Annotated in this window: 16 protein-coding genes, 1 tRNA gene and 1 pseudogene; 10 read left to right on the forward strand and 8 right to left on the reverse strand. The window is 50.6% G+C overall.

Annotated features, from left to right (window positions below; genetic code table 11):
- The first annotated feature begins 1 nt into the window (after position 1).
- A complete protein-coding gene (locus P40081_RS01250; protein WP_042132806.1) occupies positions 2 to 2599 on the forward strand; it encodes a metallophosphoesterase in 2598 nt (865 codons plus the stop codon).
- Between the two features lie 122 nt (positions 2600 to 2721).
- On the opposite strand, the gene P40081_RS01255 is transcribed toward P40081_RS01250, so the two are convergent.
- Both P40081_RS01255 and P40081_RS36085 read right to left on the reverse strand, forming a co-directional pair.
- Positions 2722 to 5103 carry a glycoside hydrolase family 94 protein gene (locus tag P40081_RS01255; RefSeq protein WP_042132807.1) on the reverse strand — a complete coding sequence of 794 codons (2382 nt, stop codon included), beginning with the start codon at positions 5101 to 5103 and terminating at the stop codon, positions 2722 to 2724.
- Between the two features lie 281 nt (positions 5104 to 5384).
- The gene (locus P40081_RS36085; RefSeq protein WP_052421620.1) at positions 5385 to 6350 is read right to left on the reverse strand and encodes a hypothetical protein; all 966 of its coding nucleotides are present in this window, start codon (positions 6348 to 6350) and stop codon (positions 5385 to 5387) included.
- A gap of 160 nt (positions 6351 to 6510) precedes the next feature.
- Between P40081_RS36085 and P40081_RS01265 the strand changes: the two genes are divergently transcribed.
- Positions 6511 to 7233 (forward strand): GntR family transcriptional regulator, encoded by a 723-nt coding sequence (locus P40081_RS01265; protein WP_042132808.1) that lies wholly within the window; start codon positions 6511 to 6513, stop codon positions 7231 to 7233.
- 61 nt (positions 7234 to 7294) lie between these two features.
- Here P40081_RS01265 and P40081_RS01270 read toward each other — a convergent pair whose 3' ends face one another.
- Positions 7295 to 8086 (reverse strand): hypothetical protein, encoded by a 792-nt coding sequence (locus P40081_RS01270; protein WP_156118502.1) that lies wholly within the window; start codon positions 8084 to 8086, stop codon positions 7295 to 7297.
- Positions 8087 to 8723: 637 nt separating this feature from the next.
- On the opposite strand from P40081_RS01270, the gene P40081_RS01275 reads away from it, so the two are divergent.
- Positions 8724 to 11108: a phosphoketolase family protein gene (locus P40081_RS01275; RefSeq protein WP_042132810.1), complete on the forward strand. Its 2385-nt coding sequence runs from the start codon at positions 8724 to 8726 to the stop codon at positions 11106 to 11108.
- A gap of 437 nt (positions 11109 to 11545) precedes the next feature.
- Here the strand turns inward: P40081_RS01275 and P40081_RS01280 are convergent, their stop codons facing one another.
- Together P40081_RS01280 and P40081_RS01285 are read right to left on the reverse strand one after the other, a co-directional pair.
- Entirely contained in the window at positions 11546 to 12409 is an 864-nt protein-coding gene (locus P40081_RS01280) for a TIGR03915 family putative DNA repair protein (RefSeq protein WP_042132811.1), read from the reverse strand.
- Complete coding sequence (locus P40081_RS01285) at positions 12409 to 13722, reverse strand: putative DNA modification/repair radical SAM protein (RefSeq protein ID WP_231575387.1); 1314 nt, start codon at positions 13720 to 13722, stop codon at positions 12409 to 12411. Before P40081_RS01285 ends, P40081_RS01280 begins: the two co-directional genes overlap by 1 nt.
- Positions 13723 to 13916: 194 nt before the next feature.
- Here P40081_RS01285 and P40081_RS01290 point away from each other — a divergent pair, with 194 nt between their 5' ends.
- The 3 genes from P40081_RS01290 (at position 13917) to P40081_RS01300 (ending at position 18987) form a co-directional block, all read left to right on the forward strand.
- A complete protein-coding gene (locus P40081_RS01290; RefSeq protein WP_039296893.1) occupies positions 13917 to 14108 on the forward strand; it encodes a hypothetical protein in 192 nt (63 codons plus the stop codon).
- 692 nt (positions 14109 to 14800) lie between these two features.
- Positions 14801 to 17587, forward strand: a complete 2787-nt coding sequence (locus P40081_RS01295) for a glycoside hydrolase family 3 C-terminal domain-containing protein (RefSeq protein WP_042132813.1) — start codon at positions 14801 to 14803, stop codon at positions 17585 to 17587.
- Positions 17588 to 17700: 113 nt separating this feature from the next.
- Positions 17701 to 18987: a glycoside hydrolase family 18 protein gene (locus P40081_RS01300; protein ID WP_042132814.1), complete on the forward strand. Its 1287-nt coding sequence runs from the start codon at positions 17701 to 17703 to the stop codon at positions 18985 to 18987.
- 112 nt (positions 18988 to 19099) lie between these two features.
- Here the strand turns inward: P40081_RS01300 and P40081_RS01305 are convergent, their stop codons facing one another.
- Entirely contained in the window at positions 19100 to 19483 is a 384-nt protein-coding gene (locus P40081_RS01305; RefSeq protein WP_042132815.1) for a hypothetical protein, read from the reverse strand.
- A 189-nt stretch (positions 19484 to 19672) separates the two neighbouring features.
- Between P40081_RS01305 and P40081_RS36090 the strand changes: the two genes are divergently transcribed.
- The gene (locus tag P40081_RS36090; RefSeq protein ID WP_052421621.1) at positions 19673 to 20569 is read left to right on the forward strand and encodes a GNAT family N-acetyltransferase; all 897 of its coding nucleotides are present in this window, start codon (positions 19673 to 19675) and stop codon (positions 20567 to 20569) included.
- A 73-nt stretch (positions 20570 to 20642) separates the two neighbouring features.
- Positions 20643 to 21214, forward strand: a pseudogene (locus tag P40081_RS36935) (helix-turn-helix domain-containing protein).
- A gap of 61 nt (positions 21215 to 21275) precedes the next feature.
- On the opposite strand, the gene P40081_RS36105 reads toward P40081_RS36935, so the two are convergent.
- Positions 21276 to 23072, reverse strand: a complete 1797-nt coding sequence (locus tag P40081_RS36105; RefSeq protein ID WP_081969787.1) for a helix-turn-helix domain-containing protein — start codon at positions 23070 to 23072, stop codon at positions 21276 to 21278.
- A 296-nt stretch (positions 23073 to 23368) separates the two neighbouring features.
- Between P40081_RS36105 and P40081_RS01325 the strand changes: the two genes are divergently transcribed.
- Positions 23369 to 23452 (forward strand) — tRNA-Leu (locus P40081_RS01325).
- 127 nt (positions 23453 to 23579) lie between these two features.
- Positions 23580 to 24950, forward strand: coding sequence for an MATE family efflux transporter (locus tag P40081_RS01330; protein ID WP_042140638.1), 1371 nt, complete (start codon positions 23580 to 23582; stop codon positions 24948 to 24950).
- A 113-nt stretch (positions 24951 to 25063) separates the two neighbouring features.
- Here P40081_RS01330 and P40081_RS01335 read toward each other — a convergent pair whose 3' ends face one another.
- Positions 25064 to 26350: a Gfo/Idh/MocA family oxidoreductase gene (locus P40081_RS01335; RefSeq protein ID WP_039296914.1), complete on the reverse strand. Its 1287-nt coding sequence runs from the start codon at positions 26348 to 26350 to the stop codon at positions 25064 to 25066.
- Positions 26351 to 26354: the final 4 nt, after the last annotated feature.

Here is a 26354-nt window from a genome sequence, read left to right on the forward strand (position 1 = left end):
AGTGGACATTCAAACCAGGGTACACACGATATTCATGCTGGTGGGGGCAACGGAATGCGGAAAAACGACATTTGCCAAGGAAGTCCTGATCCCGCAGCTGAAGCTTGCGGATAACTCCAAAGGGCTGCGCACGAATGTGCAGTACCTGTCCTCGGATAGCATCCGGCAGGACATCTTAGGTTACGATTACGACAAATATGATCAGGTGATGCTGGAGGCGAGCTCGCATACGTTTCAATTGCTGTTTGAGCGGCTGAAGCTGGTGACCTCCTGGCCGATTAATGCGGAGTTTGTGATTATGGATACGATAGGACTGGCTGAAGATTACCGCAGTAAAGTCCGCGCCATTGCCCAGGAGAATAATTACAATCTCGAGGTTATTCTGTTCGATTACCGCAAGCGGGAGGATTATTATGCCTCGGAGCGGTCGAAGAAGCTGATCTCAGGTCATCTGAACCGGCTGAGAAAAGAAGTGCTGCCCGTATTGTCCCGCGAAGGCTACAACAAGATCCATAAGGTGCGCGCCAAAGATTTCCTCCTGGAAGGGGAGGCTGAAGGTCAAGGGCTGCCAAACCCGGATTACCGGGTGAATATTGAGGATTGGGAGACTTACGCAGCCTCGGTACTTCCGCAGGATCAAGAGTATATTGTGGCCGGCGATGTCCATGAGTGTGTTCAAGAGCTTCAGGGGCTGCTGCGCAGCTATGGATATAAGCTAGAAGAAGGTAAGTTAAGCGCTACAGATAAGCTGGGTAACACAAAGATTATTCTTGTAGGGGACTGGATAGATAAGGGCAAGCAGACCCGGGAGACGATAGAGTTCCTGTACGGGAATCGTGAGCATTTCCTGTTGGTGATGGGCAACCATGAGAATTTCGTCTATAAATACCTGCGGGGTGAGATTCAGGGGACCGATCCGGAGCTGCTAAGAACGTATTTCGATTCGACCTGGGCTTTAAAAGAGGACGCTGAGCTCTTCCGTAAATTCTCGGTACTGGTGGAGGATTCCAAGCCCTTTTACCGCTATATCGGTATGCAGGGTCCTTCCTTCTATGTTACGCACGCGCCTTGCCGCAATAAGTACATCGGGAAGCTGGATACGAATTCGCTGCGCCATCAGCGTAACTTCCGGCTGGACCGTGAGGCTGCGTATGAGCAGCAGCTTGACTTCCTGAAGCAGGAGGCGGTGAGTAATCACCCGTTCCATCTCTTTGGTCACATTGCCGCCAAGCAGACGTTCCGGATCAAGAACAAGCTCCACCTCGACACTGGAGCCGTACAGGGAAATGGGCTGACGTCTGTCCGCATGTCGTTCAAGCCTTTCTACAAAAGCCATAAATCCCATCAGATTGTTCTGCAGGAAGAGCTGCCGACGTTGTTCCATGAAGAGCAGCCCGTATCGCTGCAGGAGCTGGATTACGAAGCTGTGCGCAGACTGCAATATTCCTCGAGGAACCGGGTGAACTTTATCTCCGGGACGATGTCACCTGCGGACAAGGATGTGGCTGCCGGTGAACTGGAGTCGCTGCGTAAGGGTCTGGATTATTTCGCTGACCGGCGCGCTTCTGAAGTTGTCCTGCAGCCCAAGTACATGGGATCACGCTGTAGTGTGTACCTCTACCGGGATATAGAGCAGTGTTATGCGGTCAGCCGTAACGGCTATAAGGTCAAGGCGGTTGACTTGGCTCCAATCTACGAAGGTCTGCTGCAGAAATTCGGACCGTATATGGCTGAGCAAGGCATTCGTGTGCTTCTGCTGGACGGGGAGCTGCTGCCGTGGAAGGCGCTTGGCGACGGGCTGATTGAACGCCAGTTCAAGCCGATCGGCAAGGCGCTGGAGACAGAGCTGGAATTCTTAAGACAACACGGGTTCGAAGAGTCGCTGGGTAAGCTGATTCAGGATTATGAGGCGAGCGGATTTGAGCAGGATCAGCATCATCTGACCAAAGAGGCGCTTAATAGCAGCTATGGAGCTCATGTGTACCAGACGTATAAGCATATCCGTGACATACGAGATTCCTACGTGGACCTGGACCAGCGGGACGAAGCTTACCGGGTATACCAGCAGCAGCTGGAGCTGTATGCGGGTGACGCGGAGCTGGAGTATAAACCTTTTGCCATCCTGAAGGAAGTGCTGGAAAGTGGAGATGAACGGATACCTGACGGCCTGACTTCGGAACAATACCGTTTCCTAAATGACGACGAAATTCTGGTGCTCGACTTGAATGAGCCGGATGCCTACAGTAAGGCAGAGGAGTATTTTGCAAAAGTAACGGTGGAAAAGGGTATGGAGGGTATTGTGATTAAGCCTGAGCAGGAGCAGCAAGGGGTAGTCCCTTACCTGAAGGTCCGTAATCCCGGCTACCTGTCGATCATCTACGGGTATGACTACAAGTTCCCGCATAAATATGCCAAGCTGATGAAGCAGAAGAATATCGTTCCCAAGCTGCGCACGTCCTTAGCCGAGCACCGGCTGGGCAGACAACTGCTGGAAGTGAAGCTGGATGAGATTTCGGCTGAGAACGAGGTCTACAAGCAGATTGCGGCCAACCTGTTGTTTGAGGTAACGAAGGAGAAGGAGATGGACCCGCGGTTGTAGCGGGAGGTGAGACAGACTGCCGGGAAGATCCCGGCGGAATGCATTGAAGTACACTATGCAGAAAAAATAGGAGGGCAGACCATAACGGTCCGCCCTCTTCTCTATTCCGTATATTTACCTTCTTATCCCATAACAACCAGCACATCGTTCTCTGCTGCCAATTGGGTAACAGGAATCAGGTCGCCTTGAATTTCTTCGCCGTTAATGACGATATGCGATACTCCTTTTTGCACGCCGTTCTTGTTCTCAACCTGGATATTCAGCTTCTTGCCGCGGAATTCCCGTACCATAGAGAATTCTGTCCAGTCGGAAGGTACGCACGGATTCAGGCGGAGGCCATCCTTCTGCGGCTGAACCCCCATAATGCCCTCTACCAGAGAGACCATAACGGTCGAGGCGGTGCCGGTGAGCCAGTGGACATGTGCCCGGCCTTGGTACGGGCTGTCCTTGGATTCAACAAACTGGCCATGTACGTATGGCTCCAGCTTGCGGACCTCGGCTTGATCGTTCATGCTGGCCGGACTGCAGTTCAGGAAATACTCGAACGCGCGGTCGCCGTTGCCGATCATCGTCTCGGCCAGAATCAGCCAACCCTGCGGCTGGCTGAAGATCCCGCCGTTCTCCTTGGTGGAGGCGTTGAAGAGGGCCATTAGCGCTACAGGCAGACCGTATTTACGGAACGGCGGATAGAAAATCATGGAGCCGTAATCGGTCCGCAGATTCTCGTACACTTTATCCATAGAGAGCTTGGCCTGTTCCGGACGGGCAGCGCCGCTGAGTACCGCCCAGCTTTGCGGATTCAGCCAGATTTTGCCCTCATCGTTCTCCCAGGAGCCGATGGTATAGTTGTCCTCGGTGAACCCGCGGACGAACTGGTCATTCTCCCAGGCATGCTTTTGGATATTACCGTCCAGCTCTTCGAGCAGCGCCTGTGCCCACTCTACATCTTCCGGCTTGTTTTTATTCCGGGCAATTTCCATGAATACTTTGAAGCCCATGTACAGCTGGAAGGCAACGAACAGAGACTCTCCCTTGGCTCCAAGCCGCAGACAGTCGTTCCAGTCGGCATGCAGCCCAACCGGCATCCCGTGTGCACCCATGCGGTCCAGGCTGAACTGCAGGGCCTGGCGCAGATGTCCATATACGGTATCCTCGCCTTTATCCGAATAAGGAACTACTTCATCCGTAAAGCCCCAGTTACCGCTTTCATTTAAGTATTTGATAACCGTCGGGAACAGCCACAGGGCGTCATCCGCACGATAATGGGGATGTCCGGTTTCCCGCACGTATTCCGGGTCGTCCGGTGTGCCTTCATGGCCCGGATTATGATCAAATTTGACGAGTGGCAGTCCGCCGCCATTGGATACCTGGGCCGAAATCATCAGTCGTAGGCGCTCAAGGGCCATCTCATGATCCAGATGGATAATGCCTTGAATATCCTGCACGGTATCCCGGTAGCCGAGCCCGTTACGCAGACCGGAGTACTGGAAGGAGGCAGCACGCGACCAGATGAAGGTAATGAAGCACTGGTAAGCATTCCAGGTGTTGATCATATTGTTCAGATTGTCGCTCGGGGTCTGAACCTGGAAGCGGTTAAGCTTGCTGTGCCAGAACGCCTTCAGTTCTTCGAGCTCCTTCTCTACCACAGACAAATCTTTGTAGTGACTCAGAATCTCAGACGCACCTTGCTCATCATACTGTCCCAGCAGGAAGGCGACTTCTTTCTCTTCTCCCGGCTGCAGCTCCACATTGATCTGCAGGGCGCCGCAGGCATTGGTATTGTAGTTGAGTGAATTGGAACATTCGCCGTTCGCAACGGAAGCCGGGTTCCCGTAGCTGCGGTAATCGCCCAGGAAGGTATCGCGGTCGCCGTCGTAACCGGTAACTTCCGCGCCGGCTGCGCCGAAGAATCTCCAGCTCTGCTCTTCGGGGATATTTTCGTTGATGACCTGAAGGATCATATTATTCTTATAGTAGGTGCGTGAGATAAACAGGGTGTACTGCAGGTTGACGGTATCCTGCTCGTAGTTGTTATTGTTGGTCAGTTCGGCAAATCCGAAGAGAGCCAGCTTCCGGGGTTTGGTGCCGTCATTACGCACCTTCATCCGCCATACCTCATAGGTTTTGTTCAGCGGCACATAGTATAACGATTCCGTATGGATGTTATCGTAATCCGAGACGATGTTCGTGTATCCGGTTCCATGATGGCATACCGATTGGTATTGTTCCAGATCTTTACCCACTGGCTGCCAGGAGCCGGACCAATAATCCCCGTTCTCCAGGTCTCTTACATAAATGTAGCGTCCCGGCTCGTCCTTAGAGTTGAAGTGGTAGCGGAGATGCCGTCCGTTGGCCCCGGACTTCACGAAGCTGTAGCCTCCGGCATTTCCTGAGATAATCGCGCCGTATTCCGGCGAGCCAAGATAGTTGGCCCAAGGGGCAGGTGTATTAGGCTTCGTGATGAGATACTCTTTGTTCTTTTCGTCAAAATGACCGTATTGCATAACCATTCCTCCTACAAAGTGGATGACAGGCAGGAGTGTAAACACGCGTTCACAAACGGTTGGAATTTCCCGCCCAATCTCATTATAAGACAGTTTCGGCCTACTAAGAAACCCTAATTTTTAGTGTAAAAAGCAAACAATATAATATTTTTATAGGTGTTTGTTATATTGGAACCGGGTAATCTCATGGATATGATTATGGGGAGCATTGATCAATAAGCATCTATAGATAAATGCAGTCCTTTCCCCCCAAGGAGATGGACTGCATTTTTAATTAGCAATTATTTGATTGCGGCGTCTACTTCCTTCTCAAAGGCCTCCAAATACTGATTGAAGATTCCGGTATCAAAATTCGCGGTGGTATCGTTGGCTTTGGGCGGATTCTGTTGAACCAGGCTGTATAGACGATCAGTTTCGGAGGAAAGCTTCGTCCAGACCTGTTTAAGAGAATCATACTTGGAATCAAGACCGGTGATATAGCTGTCGTATTCCTTTTTCTTATCCATGGTCTTGGCCAGCTGCTCAACGGTGAAATTGATATCCAGACTCTGTCCTGTACTGCCGGTCCCGCTATTAATATACGAATGGATGTCAACAAATCCCTCGTTCCACACGTCGGAGATTACGAAATTCCGGATCTCTCTTAACATTTCGCTAGGAGCAGGTACGGTTGATAACGAAGCTTCCGGGACTGGCTCTTTGAAGACCTTTCTTGCTTCGCCGAATGTTTCCTGGTCTGATGAATCTGTTGCCCAGATAATTTTCAGGTCACTGATAAGAACGATCAATTCGCTTTTGAGGTTAGAGGCTTTTTGGCCTTGGATTAACACGGCCTCAACTTTCATACCGCCTTCATCAGAATAATGTGTAGACTCGAGAACCTGGGGATTCTTAAGTTTCTGGTCATCAGGTGTTTCTACGGATTGAATCATTTGAAACAGCGGCTGGGCATCCGGATAGACGTTGTCTGTAATGAAGGTTTTTTTTTCTTCACTATCCGATCCGTTTAAGAAAATGTTAACGTAGTCAAGCGCCACAGCTTCTGTATCAGACAATTTTTTTGGTGCAGGTGTTGGTGCGATAGTAGGCTCAGGCGCGGGTGTCTCTGAAGGACTCACTGAAGAAGCCTGTGTTTCTGCCGAAGCAGCAGCTGTAGACGCCGGAGACTCTGCCGTGTTTTTATCCGAACTGCACCCCGTCAGCGCCATAAAAGCAATGATCAAACTGATAACAAATTTTCTCTCCATTTTGTATTTCCCCCTGGTAATATATTTATTTCCAGTTCTATGTACGCGGTTTGACAGGCGGGGTTTCAGGTTTGAAATTTGAAATTGGAGCATTATCATTCATCCTAATATGATATATTTAATATTGAAGTTTAGGCTCGACCCGACGAAGGAGTACTACATGACACAATTTGTCTACAAGCAAATTATTGATGACCTCAAAATGAAGATTTTTGCGGGACGGTTTGCTGATATGAGATTGCCGGATGAGCGTAGTCTCAGTGAAACGTATCAGGTTAGCCGCAGTACAATTAAGCGTGCGCTGACCAAGATGGAGAGCTACGGCATTATTTTCAAGAAACGCGGATCGGGAACCTTTATTAACCCGCTGTACATAAAAAACGATTCGATTTTTAATTACGAAGGCTCTAATCTGGGGGTCTCCGACAACTTCCAGATGCATGGCAAGAAGCCGGAGATCAAAGTACTGAATTTCGAGGTTATCCGGCCAACAGAAGAGCTTCAGCGTGATTTGTTCTTGCAGCCCCATGATTTTGTATATAAAATTGTCCGCCTGCGCCTGTTTGATGAGGAGCCCTTTATGATTGAGACCGGATATATTCCGATTAAAATCGTACAGGATCTCGATATGGCGATTATCGAAGGATCGATCTTTCATTATCTGGAGGAGTCGCGCAATCTGGCGGTTACCAAATCTTTTTTATCTATTTTTGCCGAGCCTTCCCTGCCTAGTGATCAGGAATTGCTCCACTTGAAGGAGAATGAGCCTGTTGGAATCATGGAAGGGATCTTCTTCCTGGATAACGGGACGCCGTTTGAATTCTCGCATATGCGCTTTCATTACCAGTATCTGAAATTCAACACGTTCGTGTCTGTTCATTAACGAAAAAAAGGCCGGGGAATTTCCCGGTCTTTTTGGGGTCTGCATATAATTTAGCCTCGGTTTAGCGAGGGTTTACGGTTTGTTGGGAATGCTTGAACAGCTCTTTCAGGGCAGCCAGGCTGCTGACTTTACTTATCTCTTCTTTCTTGAGGGTTACTGACTCTGTCTCCGTGTTGGTTTCGTACTTCAGGTGAAGAGCGGTCATGTTAAGAGGCATCTTAGGGATAAACATAATCACCCTGGTGTAGGCCTCATAAATTTCAGCAAGAGCATCTTCCCTTTTCTCTGCTGTTATTGTGTGGGCGGACACATAGGCTTCAAAGCTGTTCAGGTCATTCCCTGTAAACTTTATTGCGAAATTCCCGCTGAAGTCCGGATATTCTGTATCAAAAGTATAGGCCACCCGATCGGCAATCCCCCGTCCAGCCTGACTTACGATTTTCTGTTTAAGCTCCTCTTCACTCAAAAGCCGGAATCCTTTTTTCCAGTGCTCTCCTACTTTAAAATCAAAGCCCGGCAATTCAAGCCGCTGAATAGCTATGCCTGCATCTTCGGAGGAAACGCCCAAGTCATCTTCAAAGCGGAGAAAAAGTTGTTTTAGACGGTGGCTTTCTGCTTCACTGAAGAATGCTTTGGCTTTGGAGGCGATCTCGTCCAGATTCGCCCGGTTCACGGCTACGTAATTTTCATCAGATATCTCCCGGGACGAACGGGTTCCCCGATAAATAGACATAGGAATATCCTGCAGCTCAATGCCAAAATATTTCTTAACCAGAAGAGGATAATACTTCTTTTGAGCGGTTTCCTCATAATTGTTGCTGAGCTGTCTCCTAAGCGGAAGACCGCCATCCACATTGCCGTTGGTGCGGCTTACCGTAAATACCAAGCTGCGGTCATTCGCCGGCGATGCCTTAAACACCTGATACCCGTCCTCATTTAATCCTTCTTTAGACACGATAACAAATTCAGATTGATAGGTTGCATTTAAGGCCCGGACGATTCCTTTTTGATAAAGGTACCCGCTTTTGGCCAAGAATAAACCGAACCCTGTCCAAAGGCACAGGCCGATTGCGGCAAGAAGGATAAGTCCTGTAAGGGTCACTTTTACCGTAATACGGGATCGGGAGGGGGTGGATGAAGTTCTCACGAATATTCTGTTCTCCTTCCTGATAGCAGCTGGGTGATATGCTTATGATTTAAACTTGTAAGTAATTCCCACAAAATGATACCGTATTTGGAATGGTGATGTCCAGAAGGGAGAAGCTTTAGAAGTTTTTCATCGAAAATTTGATTAGAATTTATTTACATAAATCATAAAATAAAGGTTATATATAAATTTATTGCTCCCGATTTCATACTATGTTCAAAATTTCACAATATTGGACCGTATCAATTGCTAAAAAGATTGAATTTAATAAATGCAGGAGTATGATGTAACTGTAGAAGTGATACATTCAAAATACAAAGATAAAAATTAGGGAGTGGAAGACATGGGATTATCAATCGCACAGGTGGATTATTCTTCTAAAACTTATTTGGCAAAGCTTGACGCCTACTGGCGTGCAACGAACTACATCTCCGTGGGTCAGCTCTATTTGAAGGATAACCCGTTGTTAAGAGAACCTTTGAAGGACGCAGACGTAAAAGTGAAGCCGATCGGACACTGGGGCACCATCCCTGGGCAGAACTTTATCTATGCGCATCTGAACCGCGTAATTACTAAATATGATTTGGATATGTTCTATATTGAAGGTCCGGGCCATGGCGGCCAGGTTATGGTATCGAACTCCTATCTGGACGGAAGCTACACCGAAATCTACCCGCAGATCACTCAGGATATCCCTGGACTGAAGAAATTGTTCAAACAGTTCTCCTTCCCGGGCGGAGTGGCTTCCCATGCTGCCCCAGAAACACCAGGATCGATTCATGAAGGCGGCGAGCTGGGTTACTCCTTGTCTCACAGTGTGGGCGCAGTTCTGGATAATCCGAACCTGATCTCGGCAGTTGTTGTAGGTGACGGCGAAGCAGAGACCGGACCTCTGGCGGCTTCCTGGTTCTCCAACCGGTTCATTAACCCGATTACAGATGGTGCGGTGCTGCCGATTCTGCATTTGAACGGCTTCAAGATCAGCAACCCGACCATTCTGTCCCGGATGTCCAGAGAAGAGTTAACGGCTTATTTTGCAGGAAGCGGCTGGGAACCGTTCTTCGTGGAAGGCGAGAATCCTGATCTGATGCATCCGGAAATGGCTAAGGTTCTGGACACCATTATTGAGAAGATCGAAGCGATTCAGAAGAATGCCCGTGAAAATAACGATACCACACGCCCTGCTTGGCCGATGCTGGTCTTCCGTACACCTAAAGGCTGGACCGGTCCGAAAGCGTGGGACGGTGTGCCGAATGAAGGCTCCTTCCGGGCCCATCAGGTGCCGATTCCGGTAGATCAGAAGAACATGAAGCATGCGCCTGCATTGCTCGAATGGCTGAACAGCTACAGACCTGAAGAACTATTTGATGAGAATGGCCGTTTGAACGCTGATCTGGCTGAGATTCTGCCTACTGGTAACAGACGTATGGGGATGAACCCTGTAACGAACGCCGGTAACCTGATTAAAGATCTGCACAAGCCGAATTTCCGCAACTATGCACTGGATAATTCCGTACCGGGTCAAGTGATCGCGCAGGATATGGCTGTACTGGGCAAATACCTGAAGGAGGTTGTAACGCTCAACGAAGAGAACCGCAACTTCAGAATTTTCGGACCGGATGAAACGATGTCGAACCGTCTGGGACCTGTGTTTGAAGTAACCAAACGCCAGTGGATGGATTCCATCCAGGAACCGCAGGATGAATTCCTGGCTCCTTACGGCCGTGTTATTGATTCCCAATTATCCGAGCATCAGGCGGAAGGCTTCCTCGAAGGTTATGTATTGACCGGACGTCACGGATTCTTCGCCAGCTATGAAGCGTTCCTGCGCGTTGTTGATTCGATGATTACCCAGCACTTCAAATGGCTGCGCAAGGCTACAGATCAAACTTGGCGCGCAGATATCCCGTCCTTGAACGTCATTGCCACATCAACTGTGTTCCAGCAGGATCATAACGGTTATACTCACCAGGATCCGGGTCTGCTGGGTCATCTGGCTGACAAGAAGCCGGAATTTATCCGTGAGTATCTGCCGGCGGATGCCAACTCCTTGCTGGCTGTCTTCGACACCATTCTGAATGACCGTCAGAAGATCAACCTGATTGTATCGTCCAAGCACCCGCGTCCGCAGTGGTTCTCGGCAGATGAAGCTCAGGAACTGGTGGACAAAGGCCTCAAAATCATTGACTGGGCAAGCACCGACAAGGGCGGAGAGCCGGATGTGGTTATTGCTTCGTCGGGTACAGAACCTACTATGGAGAGCTTGGCTGCGATCTCGATTCTCCATGAGAAGCTGCCTGAGCTGAAAATCCGCTACATTAACGTGGTAGATCTGCTGAAACTGAGAAGCCGGAAGCTCGATCCGCGCGGCTTATCTGACGAGGAGTTTGATCAATTTTTCACAAAGGATAAACCGGTCATCTTCGCCTTCCACGGCTATGAAGGCCTGATCAAAGACCTGTTCTTCGACCGCCACAACCATGACCTGCATGTACATGGCTACCGCGAGAATGGCGACATCACTACACCGTTCGATATGCGCGTACTCAACCAGATGGACCGCTTCGACCTCACGAAGGAAGCTGTGCTGAGTTTGCCGGATGCCGGCAAATATCAGGCGATTGCTGATGAAATGGATGCCATGGTGAAGAAACATAACCAATACATCCGTGAAGAAGGCATCGATCTTCCAGAGGTTGAGAACTGGGTATGGAAGGCTTTGAACTAATTAACGTTCACACGTGTAAATTGAATTAAATAGTAAGTTCTCAAGAAGGGAGTGCTCTGGGTGGTCATGATAATGACTGCGGGGCACTCTTTTTGTGCTGGATAATATTATAACCAATGCATTTTGAGAGAAAATGATAGTGTTGATTATCCGACTTGAACAATATCGCCTTTATTCACGGGAATTCAGGATATCAGCTTTGTCCCTATTTCGATCATGGATTAAGTCTATTATCAGACACGGCAGATTATCCTTTAAGTATGCCAATAGATGTTGCTTTGCGAAGCGTCAAAGCCAAACCGTTCAGCAAAGATTTCTCCAAACAGGCCCGTGCACTTGATACAACCCTCCGGTTTAATGCTACTCTGTACTGCAATTCATAGAGCAAAATGATAAGGAACTGGGCAGAGTGTCCAAGGTGCTCAGGTCACAAATACTTAAGTATGAGTATTTGTTTGTCTGAGTGAAGCAGGGAGCGGGCCGATGGTCTTCGGCGGCTCCGGCTGTAGCGCCTTCTTCCGCTGCGCAGCAGCGAGTGCAGGGACGCCATTGCTGCCGTTCATCTCAACCATATGCTTCCAGTACCGCTTGGGCATCAGTGAGGTGCGCAGGCGGTCGTTTCGGCGTTCTTTAATCCCGATCGCATGATAGAAGCCTGTCCATAAGCGGCGGTAGGCTTCTTCTGCTTCATCCGGCTCGGGTGCTATCCATCCGCTTAGCGGAATGATGGCCTCCCGTCCGGGTTCATGAATCAGCGCTACTTCATGAGTCTGATCGTAGATCATGAAGCTCTCATTCTGAAACCGGTCGCAGAAATGCTCCTGAATGACCGGAAGGATATATCCCTGCGGTTCAATAACCGCAGCCATGACCGGACCGTATACGGAGAAACGGACAAAACCCAGATACAGATGACCTTCCCGCCGAAGCTGCTGAACCGCCTTCTGTAAGGCGTGCACCGTATCATCGGCCAGCATATTCATCACCTTGCGGCCATGCTTGAAGCCGAGATACAGAAAATTCAGCAGCAGCAGTTCCTTCCCCGGTGTGTTTGACCAGAACCCCAGACGGACCAGTTCCTCCGCTTCCTGGCTGATCCGGATCGGGATAGACTTCAGGACTCTCTCTGCTTTGGCGTGGTCAGTTTCGATCCACTTCGATTCCAGCAGCAGGCCTTGCTCCGCACCTTCTGAATGAACAGCAAGCGGAATTTCCTTCCAGGTATAGCTCTCAAATACACAGCACAGCAACCCTTCAAAGCTGCCATCATAGGTATAAGCCAGAGCGGACGGCTTGAACATCAGGCTTCCGCTCCTTTCTTGAATTCCGCCCATCCTCCTGCAGCCGGCAAGGCCGCTGCGTAGTGGTCGTCGAACAAGGTCAGCTGCTCAACTTGGTGCGGCTGATAGGGGGCCAGCTGTTGGCCGGACATTAGTGAACGAAGCAGGGTATGTTCACTGACTTTCAGCCCTTCCAGCGGTTTGCCCTTGCAGGTGATGAAGAATTGGGCCCGCTTGAGCACGACGCCAAGCTTCTTCAGCGCTTGGAAATCCAGCGTTCCCGCCCGTCTTGCCTTCACTATCCGCTGTGCGCTCCTTACGCCGATACCGGGTACACGCAGCAGCATTTCATACGGAGCGCGGTTGATCTCAACCGGGAACTGCTCCCGGTGGTTAACGGCCCAGCTGCATTTCGGATCAAGCAGCGGATTGAAGTTGGGTACGGCTTCGTCCAATAATTCGCTTGCCTGAAAGCCGTAGAAGCGCAGCAGCCAATCAGCCTGATAGAGCCGGTGCTCCCGCAGCAGCGGAGGTTCGGTGTCCAAAGAGGGCAGCAGCGAATCCTCGATCACCGGGGTATAGGCAGAGAAAAACACGCGCTTCAATGCGTACTTCTTGTACAGGCCCTCCGTTAGATTCAGAATTTGATAATCCGTATCGGGCGAGGCGCCCACAATCATCTGTGTGCTCTGGCCGGCGGGAGCGAAGCGGGGAGCGTGATTATATTTAACGATATCGGAGCTGTTCTCCGTAATCCGGTCTTTAATCAGCCCCATCGGCTTCAGAATGGATACTTTGCTCTTGTCGGGAGCGAGAACCCCGAGACTCTCCTGCGAGGGCAGCTCGATATTGACGCTCATGCGGTCAGCAAGCAGTCCGAGTCTGGACAGCAGGGCGTCGTCAGATCCGGGAATCGCTTTTACATGAATATAGCCGTTGAAATGGTACACATTCCGCAGCAGCTCCAGTGCTGCTATCAGTTGCTCGGTTGTATAATCCGGATTGCGCATAATCCCTGAGCTGAGGAACAGCCCTTCTATGTAATTGCGGCGGTAGAACTGCATGGTAAGATCCGCGATCTCTTCGGGGGTAAAAGCCGCCCGGCGGACGGGATTGGATTTGCGGTTAATGCAATAGGCACAATCATATACACAGGCGTTGGTCATAAGCACCTTCAGCAGCGAAATACAGCGGCCGTCCGCCGCAAAGCTGTGGCAGATGCCCATTGCAGCAGTACTGCCCAAGCTTCCGGCCTGGCCTTTGCGGTCTGAACCGCTTGAAGTGCAGGCTACATCATATTTGGCCGAAGCGGTCAGAATCTCAAGTTTCTCCATAACATCCACGATCACAAGCCCCCTCATAGAGGAAAGTATATAACGAACGTATGTTCTTGTCAAAGGCATCTCTATGTGCCGGTTACCCGTGCAGAATGTATGCGCATTCCTTATTATGCTATAATAGTTTCTAATGGTTCATAGCATTTAGAACTGTACTGTTTCTGAAAATTGGGTTAGGAGTGTTGCTGGGAATGAGAGGATACAACATTTGGCGGCCAATCATGCTGATTGCGGTTGCGTTGCTTACGAGAACCTTGGTTTCAAGTATTTGTCTGATGTTTGGGATGTCGCAGGAATCGGCAAGCAGCGTCGCCATGCTTGGTATGGTTGTTGCCGCTCTTGTAATGTATAACCGTATGATGAAGAGCCGCCGCCGCAAATAAATAGAAGTCCGTAAGTTCCCCGGGTGAAACGAATTGTATGCGAGAACATTTGAAGACACCCGCACAGGTGTCTTTTTTCATGGATTGGGGAATTACACCATTCCCCAAACCTTAGATGGAAACAGCATTGGAGGGGAGGGCTGCAGTGGCGGCCAGAAATAGATGGATTTTCTCCACTTGCTAATGAACATAGGAGCCTTTGCCAAGCAACAGTTGGAAAAACAGCACTTAATAGGCTACAAATAGATCAGAGTCGAGATAATGCTACAGAATAAATGACGTTTATCCATTTAATTACGTCTACCTCTCGAATAAACCTAAATTAGGATACGTTTTTCCAATTAATTATGCGGAATGCATGATACCCCTATGACCACCATTGTATGTCACTACTAATTTTAATGGGAATTTAGCCGGCAACGGTGATCAAGGAACTAATCTAATGTAGTAAGGTGCTGATTCGCCCTCCGGGCGATTTTGTTCTTAAGAGGGGTTCCGGGCGAAGAGAATGCGGTTGCCCGGTTTTGCTTTTTAAGCTGCAGAGCTTGTATATTAGGGCTGTAGCTTTTATTCTTAGAAGGATATGCTATATAAATAACAACAAAGGTTCAAGATATCGTGAATCCCGTAAGGGAGGGTGTTATCTATAGAATCAATACACGTTGGGAAACGAACAAACAGGAGGAAACCAATTGAGTACACAGAATATCGGAGTGCCGTTAGAGGGTTTTGCAGAATTTAGCCGGGTAGTAGCCGCAGAGGGCACGGTGTTGCTTAAGAATGAGGGGCAGGTGCTTCCGCTTGGAAACGGCGAGAGCGTTGCCATTTTTGGCAGAATACAAGTGAATTACTACCGCAGCGGTACAGGATCAGGCGGAAGTGTTCATGTTGCATATACGACTAACCTGCTCGACGGTCTGCGCAGCAAGAAGAACATCAGTGTTAATGAAGAACTGGCAGCAGCTTACGAGGATTGGATCGGACTTAACCCGTTTGACGACGGCGGAAAAGTATGGGCGGCTGAGCCGTGGAACCAGAAGGAAATGCCGCTTACGGATGAGCTGGTGAAGAAAGCAAGAAGCCAGTCGGCCAAGGCTGTTGTAGTGATTGGACGTACCGCCGGTGAGGATCAGGACAATGCCGATGCACCGGGAAGCTACCGGTTGACGGAAGATGAGAAGGCTATGCTTACGCAGGTTACGGCTCATTTTGAACAGATTGTTGTTGTGCTCAATGTCTCGAATATTATGGATATGAGCTGGGTTAACGATGCCGGATATGTACATCCCATCTCTGCTGTGATCTATTCCTGGCATGGCGGTATGGAAGGCGGCAATGCGATTGCCGATGTACTGGCCGGAGAGGTGACGCCAAGCGGCAAGCTGACGGATACGATCGCGTATTCCATTGAGGATTACCCGTCCACAAGCAACTACGGCAATGAGTTCAAGAACCTGTATGAGGAAGATATCTATGTAGGATACCGTTATTTCGAGACCTTCTGTCCGGATAAGGTTCAGTATGAATTCGGCTATGGCATCTCCTACACCGCCTTTGAGCTTGCGCCGGAGGAAGCGAAGCTGGTGGACCAGGCGGGTGAACCACAGATTCAGATCGGTGTAACTGTAACCAATACAGGAGATACCTACTCCGGTAAAGAAGTGGTGCAGGTATATTATGAAGCGCCGCAGGGACAACTGGGCAAACCAGCCAAAGCGCTGGCGGCATTCGGGAAGACCAAGCTGCTTGAGCCGGGAGAGTCCCAGCACCTTACGGTAAGCTTCCCGCTCCATTCTCTGGCTTCGTATGATGACGCCGGAGTGACAGGGCACCCTTCCGCTTATGTACTGGAAGCTGGAACCTACCGCTTCTACGTGGGAACCAGTGTTAAAGCCGTGACGGAAGTTAACGTAGATGGACAAGCAGGTTATGTTCTGGATGAGCTTAAGGTTGTAGAGCAGCTGCAAGAGGCGATGGCACCGACTGAGAGCTTCAAGAGAATGAAACCGGGGGCCCGGAAGGAAGACGGTTCTTATGAACTGATCTCTGCTGAGGTGCCGGTACGCAAGGTAGATATGGCAGCGCGGATTGAAAGCAATCTTCCGGAGACATTGGTACAGACCGGCAATCAGGGCCATACCTTGCGAGATGTTCATGAAGGCAAAGTCAGCATGAATACGTTCATTGCCCAGCTCAGCGACCATGATCTGGCGGCCATTGTCAGAGGCGAAGGAATGAGCAGTCCGCTGGTTACGCCGGGGACGGCTTCGGCTTTCGGCGGAGTCAGCGACAGCCTGTTCAGTTACGGTATTCCGGTTGCCGCTACAGCAGACGGCCCGTCCGGTATCCGGATGGACAGCGGACAGAAGGCAACCCAGGTATCGATTGGCACCCTGCTTGCTGCTACATGGAATGCAGAACTGGTTGAAGAGCTGTATGTTATGGAAGGCCAGGAATTGTTACGCAACCAGGTGGATGCTTTGCTGGGACCGGGTCTTAATATCCGCCGCAGTCCGCTGAACGGGCGTAACTTCGAATATTTCTCTGAAGACCCGCTGATCTCCGGGATCTTCGCTGCCGCGTGCACACGCGGTATTATGAAGGGCGGCTCCAATGCCACGCTGAAGCATTTCGCCTGCAACAATCAGGAGAAGCACCGCAGCAAAGTGGATGCTGTCGTATCCGAACGCGCGCTGCGCGAGATTTACCTGAAGGGCTTCGAAATTGCTGTGAAGCAGGGCGGTGCGAATTCGATCATGACCTCCTATAATCCGGTCAACGGACACTGGGCAGCTTCCAACTATGATCTGAATACCACGCTGCTGCGCGGTGAATGGGGCTTCCGGGGGATTGTAATGACCGACTGGTGGGCAATCATGAATGATGTCGTGAATGGAGGCGCTGCGGACCGCAAGAACACGAACTGGATGGTCCGGGCACAGAACGATCTATACATGGTAGTATCCAATTATGGTGCGGAAGTCAACGCCTATGATGACAATACGCTCGAATCATTGGAGAATGGAACACTTACCCGCGGCGAGCTTCAGCGCTCGGCCATCAACATTTGCGAATTCATCATGCAGGCACCGGTCTTCTCCAGAAAGCATGAGATTGTAGAAGCTGTCGAGACCTTTAAGGCAGACTCTTCCCTGGTGGCTGAGCAGGTTCAGGTGTTGAGCCAGAACGCACAGATTGCACCAAGTGTGTCTGGACCAACCTATATCCAGGCGGATGAAGCTGGTGAGTACCGGATCTTCGTCAGCATCATGTCTCCGGAACCCGAGCTTGCCCAAAGCGCCTGCAACGTGACCCTGAACGGACAGCCAGTGACCACCATTCAGACGAACGGGACAGAAGGCAAATGGATCAGACAGAAGCTGGTCAAGATCGGACTTGAAGCCGGTCTGTATGAAATGAAGCTGGACTTCGTCAAACCGGGTCTGGAAATTGAGTGGATTGAATTCAAACAGGTGTAACAGCTTTTAATTTCAGGACACCCTCCGGGGTGTCTTTTTGCGTCCGCATACCTGCAGCACTCCCGAATAAAATAGGGGTATAACTGCTACTATTAAGGGGTGAGCATGGAAAGATGCAAATACATGTTGTGCAGCCGGGACAGACGCTGTATGGGATCGCTGATGCTTATGGCGTGAACATGGATACGATAACTGAGGCGAATCAGTTGTCTGCGCCAGAGAGACTGGTCATTGGACAAACGCTGGTGATTCCTATCGTAGGCCAGTATTATTGGGTTCAACAGGGGGATAGCTTCTATAGTATCGCGAAGAGATTCGGCCTGAAGGCCAGCGATCTGGCAGAAGTGAACGGGCTGACGCTGAACCAGCCGCTGCAGGCCGGGTTCCGCCTGTACATACCTCCTGTGCCAAGGCGGCAGGCAGAAGTGAATGCCTATATTGAGCCGAGAGGGGAAGCGGTCTCCCAGGCGCTGCAGAATGCTGCCGCAAAAGCTGCCCCTGAGCTTACGTATCTGGCTCCGTTTAGTTTCCGGATTAAGCGGGATGGCTCGCTGCAGGCGCCGCCGCTGGATAATCTGGCTTCAATCGCGGCGCAGAACCGGGTCACGCTGATGCTGGTCGTCACGAATCTGGAGGATGCCCAGTTCAGCTCGGAGCTGGGACGGATTATACTGAATGATGTAGCGGTGCAGGACCGGCTGCTGGAGAACATTGTGACAGAGGCGAAGCGGCTGAATTTCAGAGATATCCACTTTGACCTGGAATTCCTCCGGCCGGAGGACCGCGAAGCGTATAATGCCTTTTTGCGCAAGGCAGCGGACATCATTCACAAGGAGGGCTTCCTGCTGTCGACTGCACTTGCTCCCAAAACCAGTGCCTCCCAAACCGGGGCCTGGTATACGGCGCATGACTATAAAGTGCATGGTAAGGTTGCTGATTTTGTCATTATTATGACCTACGAATGGGGATACAGCGGAGGCCCGCCGATGGCCGTTTCGCCTATAGGACCGGTGCGTCAGGTGCTGACGTATGCGGCCAGTGAAATTCCCCCCGGCAAAATTATGATGGGCCAGAATCTGTACGGCTACGATTGGACTTTGCCTTATGTGGCTGGCGGAGAGTATGCCAAAGCACTTAGCCCGCAGGCGGCAATTGATCTGGCGAGGAACAGGAATGCCGCCATTCAGTACGACTATAAAGCCCAGGCTCCGCATTTCGATTACACCGATGACGCAGGCCGGCAGCATAAGGTATGGTTCGAAGATGCCCGCTCGATTCAGGCCAAGTTCGATTTGATCAAGGAGCTGGGTCTCCGGGGCATCAGCTATTGGAAGCTTGGTCTGCCTTTTCCGCAGAATTGGCTGTTAATAGAAGATAACTTCAATGTGGTCAAAAAATAACCGGCAACGTCCCCTTTTTTGGCAGAAAAGCAGCTGAAAAAGAAACGGCTGGCACCCTCAATAGGAGTGCACAGCCGTTTCTGCTTATGCCGCTGCTTATACCGTTACAGTGTTAGCCCATCAAGCCCTTGAGACCGCCCAGGAAGGGCCGGATCGACTTAATCATATTGTAGCCCATCTTCATGACAGGCATCGCCTTCTGCACCATTCCGAACATCCCCATGAATTTCCCCAGACCTCCGATACCGGCAGCTCCGCCTGCCCCGCCCATGAACGATCCGAGTAAAGGCATGAAGCCGGAGACATCTGCTTTCCGGGCACCTGAAGACGATTTCCGTTTAGACTTATGATGTGTGCTTGTTCTGGAGAGGATTACTGCTTCTTTATTAAGGTCTGTTATCCATCCTACATATGAACGTCCATCATGCAAAGTAATGCAGACCGGCCGGCCCTTCAACTGCTGCGCCCGCTTGCGGATTTTTGTTGAATTTGCCATTCGTCACTCACCTCATTGTTCTATTTACTATATTTTACTCAGAACCTGGAAGGCGGCTTGTGCGGGTATGGAGTTTCCCGGAAATAAATTGAACAACCATGTGCTGTATTTTCCATGAAAATATCGTAGTATCAATATGTAGTGGTATAATCTGCCATTTCTATATTCTAATCCAAGGAGGAGAGCCGTTTGACAAACATCCGGAATCTGGCGGCATTTATCTGTGCCCGTAATTCGGAAAGCCAGCAATGCGGGTACGTGGGCAGCACACTTGATGATATTCTTCATGACCTGAGTGACGGTATGGCAGAATCAAGCCTCGTGTTATATGAGGGAGAAGAAATCACGGGCGCAATTATATTGGACACCTATGACGTAGGCGGTGGACAAGAGGATATAGAAGTGTGGGGACCCTATTATTCCGCCCGCCCTGAGGATGAACTCCAGCTGTTATTCAGGTATCTGAGCGAAGCCGCCGACTCAGCGGCGATCCGGTATATCCACTTGTTCACCCGTGAGGATAATGTTCCCCTGATTAAATATGCCGCCCGCTATCGTACCGAAAAGGTAAGAACCCATTATCATTATTCGATGGATACTGATTTACCACTTAATAGCAGCAGTTACGGGGACCTGTCCATTGTGCCCGTCACAGAGCCTGAGTCGGAGTGGCTGGATCAGATTATTGAACTGCATAATCAAGGCTTCCAGGGAGCTACTTTGACACAAGAGGATATCACAGCGGAAATAGAGGATAGCGGCAACAGTGATTATGATATCTACGCCGTTCTTAACGAGGGTTCTTTCATAGGATACATAATTGTTAGAAGAAATGCTCTGACCGGTATCCTCCATCTGGAGTACATCTGTATCCGCCCTGATGAGAGAAGCCGGGGAACGGGCAGGAAGTTGATTGCCTATCTGGCGGAGACCTATAGAGGTCTGGGTTATACGCGCATCGGGCTGGATGTCAACGAGGAGAATGAAGCAGCGGTCCGCTTCTATGACAAGAACGGGTTCAGCAGGGATAGTGTAATGAAGCATATCATTATCGGCGGGAGGATGGAGCCGGCGGTGCTGGCGTAAGGACAGTGCAATTCAGATCAAATATGGAGAAATGCTCTTTGTTATGATTCTTGATGAAAGGAGGGGAACATCATTGTACGAATGGAACGAGATGGTTCAGCTCATGATTGACTGGATCGAAGAAGACCTTGCGGCTTCGCCCACGCTGCTGAAGATGTCTGAACAGCTGGGATATTCGCCGTATTATTGCACCAAGCAGTTTCATGCTCTGACCGGGATGACGCTGCGGGATTACATCTGGCAGCGCAGAATCGGCCGGGCGGCCCTGGAGCTGAGGGATACGGATACGCGGATACTCGATATTGCCGTGAAGTTCGGCTTTTCTCCGCAGGCTGGTTCTATCAGGATGGGCGCAAGGGTTACCTGTACGGCATTCCTGTTGCAGCAGACTATGATGGTGAAATACCGGAGGGCATGGAGTGCCGTGATGTGCCGGAATCGGAGTATCTGGTCTTTTTTCACCCGCCGTTTGATTATTTGCAGGACAATGGGCAGGTGATGCGCATCGTAGAGGAAGTGGCCTGGAATTATGATCCGGCGGCCATGGGCTATGCATGGGACGAAGAGGTCAAGCAGGACTATCAGCGCCATTTCCCCGAAGGGTACGGGTATGCGGTGCTGCGGCCGGTCCGTAAATTGGCTTAATCCGCGGGCTACCGCCCAAACAAGGAGAAGCGCTAAGCGCTTCTCCTTGAGCCATTTCAGGTCAATCCTCTGTTATGCCAAGCACTGTCTCTGCAAGTGTATCTCCCCGGCGCTCCAATGACGCTACCAGCGTCAGTAGCTCTGCCTGCTTTTCCCGTTGCCGGGCCGTCCAGCTAAGCCGGGGTGAGGCTCCTGTCTTCCGGACTACAGCAGGATCGGCAAGATTCTTATAAAAGTCTTCGAGCAGAGCAGCCATTTCAGCATATACCCCGGCCATTTCCGACAAGGCTGTCAGCTCACGCGGATCCTGCACCAGAGGCAGAGATTCCTGCAAATAGGCGGCGGCACTTCTTCTGGCATCGGCCAGCGCCATCATGCAGAAGTGGTTGACTGAGAGCCTGCGGCTGTACGCTTCATCCTCCGCTGCAGCATACCACTGATGGTCCAGCAGTCCCTCGCTCCATACTTCCAGAGCCTTGTAGCCGGCTGTATAACAGCTATTGCCTTCGGACTCCATATGCATAGAATCGAGCTTAATCCGAAGGGAAGCATACAGATTATCCAATGCAGAAGGGAGCATGGTCTGTTCGCCAAGACGGATAATCTTATAGGGCCAATGATCGACATGAAGGTAACCCTTGCTTACCTCCATATACATCTGGAATTCGGAGTCTGCTTCAAGCGCTTCAAAGGTCTCATCGTCAAAATAACTCCGGCACAGCAGGGTTAGGCCATCCTCCAAATATCCGGTAATCACTCCCCATTCAGGTGCCACCCTGAGATTAATGGCTATAGGCAGCCTGCCTGCACGAATATCCTCGAGAATTGCCAGCTTCTCGGCTGCGCGCTGCTGCGGTTCCAGCCGGTTGGCCTGGATGGCGTGTATTCCATAAGCTGTGCAGGCTGGCACGGAGTAGTCATAGACGACTAGCGCATCCGCAGAGCTGTAATCCCACACTGGTTCAAAGGCGACCCTCCAGCATGCTCCTGAATAGCCCATAACCCGCTCATAGGTTGTCTCTATCCCTCTGGCGGCAAGTGAGAGCGTCATTGCTCCTGCCCAGGAGCAGTCCATACCCCGGCCGAATCCCAGCCGGCTGACTCCCTCTACAATGCACTGCTGATCGGCAGGATCACTTTGGCAGAGAGAGGCCCGGTCCGGACTGTAATGAATCTGTTCGCCTTCTGCACAGCTAATAGCATGAATGCCATGACCATTCAGGTACACCAGCAGCAGGTAGTCATTGCCTTCATTGTCAATCAGACTCGGAAACAGCTCATGTGAGGCGGTGAATGAATTCCACCGGAAATGCTCATAATGCTTCATTTTCTGTAAGACGCTGCGGTTCGCCTGTTCATTACCGTATTTGGCTTCAAGAATCTGCAGCTCATTGCCGCCGGAGACATAGCCGGTAGAATGAACATCTATCACCAAAAGCTGGTCCTTCAGCACATAAGTTGAATAGATTCCCGCTGGGGTCTCATAGGTAACGAGCAGCAGCTTTAGACGGTCACCCTCTAAAGATTGGGGAAAAATCTGATCCCCGGCAATTAAGCTTAGTCGGTTCGAGGTAACAAATTGATTCGCGAAATGAGTAACATCCAGCTCCTGCCGGCCATCCGTGTAGATGGCTGAGAGCACCACAAGCTCTTGAGGCAGCAGAATGCTGTCGATCGAGTGGCTTAATGCAGAGGATAGCAGGGGTAGGGTCGCGGTCTCCGGCAGGGATTTACCGGTTTCCCATTTGGACACCGCCTGGGCGCTGACATGCAGCAGTTCCGCTAATTGTTCCTGTGACAAGCCTTTTGTTCTCCGGAGCGTGGCAATCCTTTGTCCAACCTTTTCGCTACTAACCATACAAAGTACAACTCCTATAATGGATTTCGACGTCGTAACTCTATTATAATCTGAACTCCTGATATGACCATTTATTGGAGTATAGGCCCGGAGATGAAAAAATCAACTGCAGGTTGATGCACAGGATTTTTCCGGACGCCTGCCGGATGCTGCTGTTAAAGTACTCTGTCCTGATTTCCGCTTTATTCAGCGAATCTTCCTATGATAATTATCTTGAACAAAAAAATAAAAAAACTCTTGTTCTTCCGGCAAAATCATGATATATTAATTCTTGCATTGCATTGAATCTTTTCTTTGCGGTCATGGCGGAATTGGCAGACGCGCTGGCTTCAGGTGCCAGTGATAGCAATATCGTGGAGGTTCGAGTCCTCTTGACCGCATACAGCTTTATACGTAGTGCAAGCGAAAGCTCTTCTTCCTGAAGAGCCTTTTTTTATTTTTGCGGAAGTTTGCCGCAACAAGTCTAAACATAAGAGAAGTGAATTTGTAATGGAGCCCAGCAGCAGTATGAAGCCCAGCCAGCGATTCCTTGAGAAGCATTTCTCCGGAGAATCCATTGACTATCGCCAGATCATAGCATTATTCCTCCCTGTACTGGTGGACCAGGCCTTCGTGGTCGGGCTGAATCTCGTCAATACAGCGATGATCAGTTCCTCCGGGGTAGCAGCAATCAGTGCGGTGAATATGATAGATTCGCTGAATATTTTTCTGATCAGTGTGTTCATCGCCGTATCTACAGGGGGTACTGTCGTTGTAGCCCAGTACAAAGGGAGCGGCAACGAGCTTATGGTCTCCAAGGCGACCGCCGGAGCGGTGTCTTCCGTTTCTTTGATGGCTTTTTGCATCGGCTTATTCGGAATTGTGTTCCATGGTCCGTTGCTGCATTTATTGTTCGGTGCGGCTTCGCCTGAGGTGATGGCCAATGCCCGGACGTATCTGATCGGCAGCAGCTTATCCTATCTGGGGATTGCTGTGATGGAGGCGGTATGCGGCGCGCTGCGCGGCATCGGGCGGACGAGGGCATCGCTCGTACTGTCACTGATCATGAATTTCTCCTATGTGCTGCTGAACTTTGTCTTCATTAACGGGCTGCATATGGGTGTGTTCGGAATGACCATTGCCATTAATATATCGCGGTATCTTGCGGCCGCCTGCTCGCTGATCTATCTCTTCCGGCTGGACAGCAGTCTGCATGTAAAGATCCGTGACCTGCTGGTGCTGAACTGGACGATGCTCCGGAGAATCATGTCGATCGGCCTGCCGTTTGCGGCGGAGCAGATGTTCTTCAACGGCGGGAAAATTCTCACGCAGATCTTCATCGTCAGCCTGGGTACCTATGCGATTGCTACCAATGCGATCAGTTCTACGCTGGCGGGAGTAATGCAGATTCCGGCGAATGCACTGTCCCTGACGCTGATTACGGTGGTCGGTCAATGCATAGGAAGCCGCAATGTCAAAGATGCACGCAAATTTGTGAAGTCCTTCCTGTGGCTGTCTTCGGCCTCTTTTATACTGATGGGACTGCTGATCTTCCCGTTATTTAATCCGCTGGTATCGATGTTCCATCCGCCGCAGGAGATTGTCCGGGATATCTTCATCGTCTTCCTGATCAACTCGCTGGCCCAGATTCCGTTATGGTCGATCAGCTTCATTACCCCTTCGGCGCTCAGAGCAGCGGGTGATTCCAAGTTCACCTCGATTGTTTCCATGCTCTCAATGTGGCTGTTCCGTGTAGTACTCGGATATATTCTGGGGATTGTGCTGAACATGGGCATTATCGGGGTATGGCTGGCAATGAACTGTGAATGGGGGATACGCGGCTTCATCTTCATACGGCGTTTCCTCGGCGAGAAGTGGCTGCAGCACAAGGTCATTTAAGCCAAACCTGTCCCGAGCATCCGCTGAAAATAAACAAGAACCCATTCTCCGCGTTCAGGCGGAGGATGGGTTCTTTGGTCTGCTGCATAATTTAACGGATGCCGGCCGGTGAACTAAGCCTTCCAGATATCGTCAACCTTCACCGGCTGGCCGGTCTTGATAGAGCGGTTGGCGGCAATGCCGGTCATGATCGACATTGCGCCGTCCTTGTGCGAGGCTGCACGGTTGAAGCGGTCTTCCTGCTTCTTGTCAAAAATATCGCGCAACAGCACCGGATCGCCGCCGCCGTGTCCGCCTGCGCTGCTCTCGAACTCCACGCGGTAAGGCTCTTTGAAGTGCGGATAGATCATGATATTCACGCCTTCCAGGGCGCCTTCGTTCTCTTTTTTGCCGCCAGAATTGACGTAGGACTGCTCGGTAATGCGGACCTCCATCCGTCCCTGCGTGCCGTTGAAGACGATGATGAAGCCTTCCCACGGCATATACGCGTTAAGCGAATAGTTCATGACTGTCTTGTTCTTGTATTTGACCATAACATTCATTGTATCCTCGATGCTGATATTGTCTCCGAAGACGCTCTGGTCGCGCTGGTAGCCGTCTTCATGCTCGGCATCCAGATACATGCTCTTCAGGTGCTCGTTGCGGTCCAGATGAAGCGCGAACGGGTCGTTCTCGGCAGCTTTGCTGCCGTAGGCGCGCTGGTAGAACTCGGTGATGCCGCGTTTCTCGGCATTCTCCTTGCCGTAGAAGCGCAGATCGCCCATGGCGAACACTGTATCCGGCTGTGAAGCGAGCCAGAAGTTCATCAGGTCGAAGTGATGCGTCGATTTGTGCACCAAGAGGCCGCCGCTGTTCCGCTTATCGCGGTGCCATCTGCGGAAATAGTCCGCTCCATGCTGGGTGTTCAGCAGCCATTCGAAATTGACGGACAGAATCTCGCCCAGCACGCCGTCCATAATGACCTCGCGGATCTTCGTGTTATGCGGCGCATAGCGGTAGTTGAAGGTGACACGCAGATTCTTGCCGGTGCGCCGGATGGCATCGAAGATCTCCTGGCATTTCTCTTCGTCAATCGTCATCGGCTTCTCGGAAATGACGTCACAGCCAAGCTCCATTGCGCGGATAATATACTTGTGATGCGTGCGGTCAATGGTGGTTACCAGTACATAGTCAGGCTTGGTTTCGGCAATCATCCGGTCGAAATCTTCGGCTTTGTAGGTAGGCACCTCATGGTAGCCGTATTTATCAGTCAGCATATGGTTAGCGAAATTCATCCGCGTCTGATTGACATCACAGATGGCGACCAGCTCGGACGTCTCGTTGTAAACGGTAACAAGAGCGCCGTAGAAAAATTCGGCCCGGCCACCGGTACCGACGATTACATATTTCTTTTTGGACAAGGGG

The sequence above is a fragment of the Paenibacillus sp. FSL P4-0081 genome (genome assembly GCF_000758565.1).
In the GTDB taxonomy this organism is placed as follows: domain Bacteria; phylum Bacillota; class Bacilli; order Paenibacillales; family Paenibacillaceae; genus Paenibacillus_AQ; species Paenibacillus_AQ phytohabitans.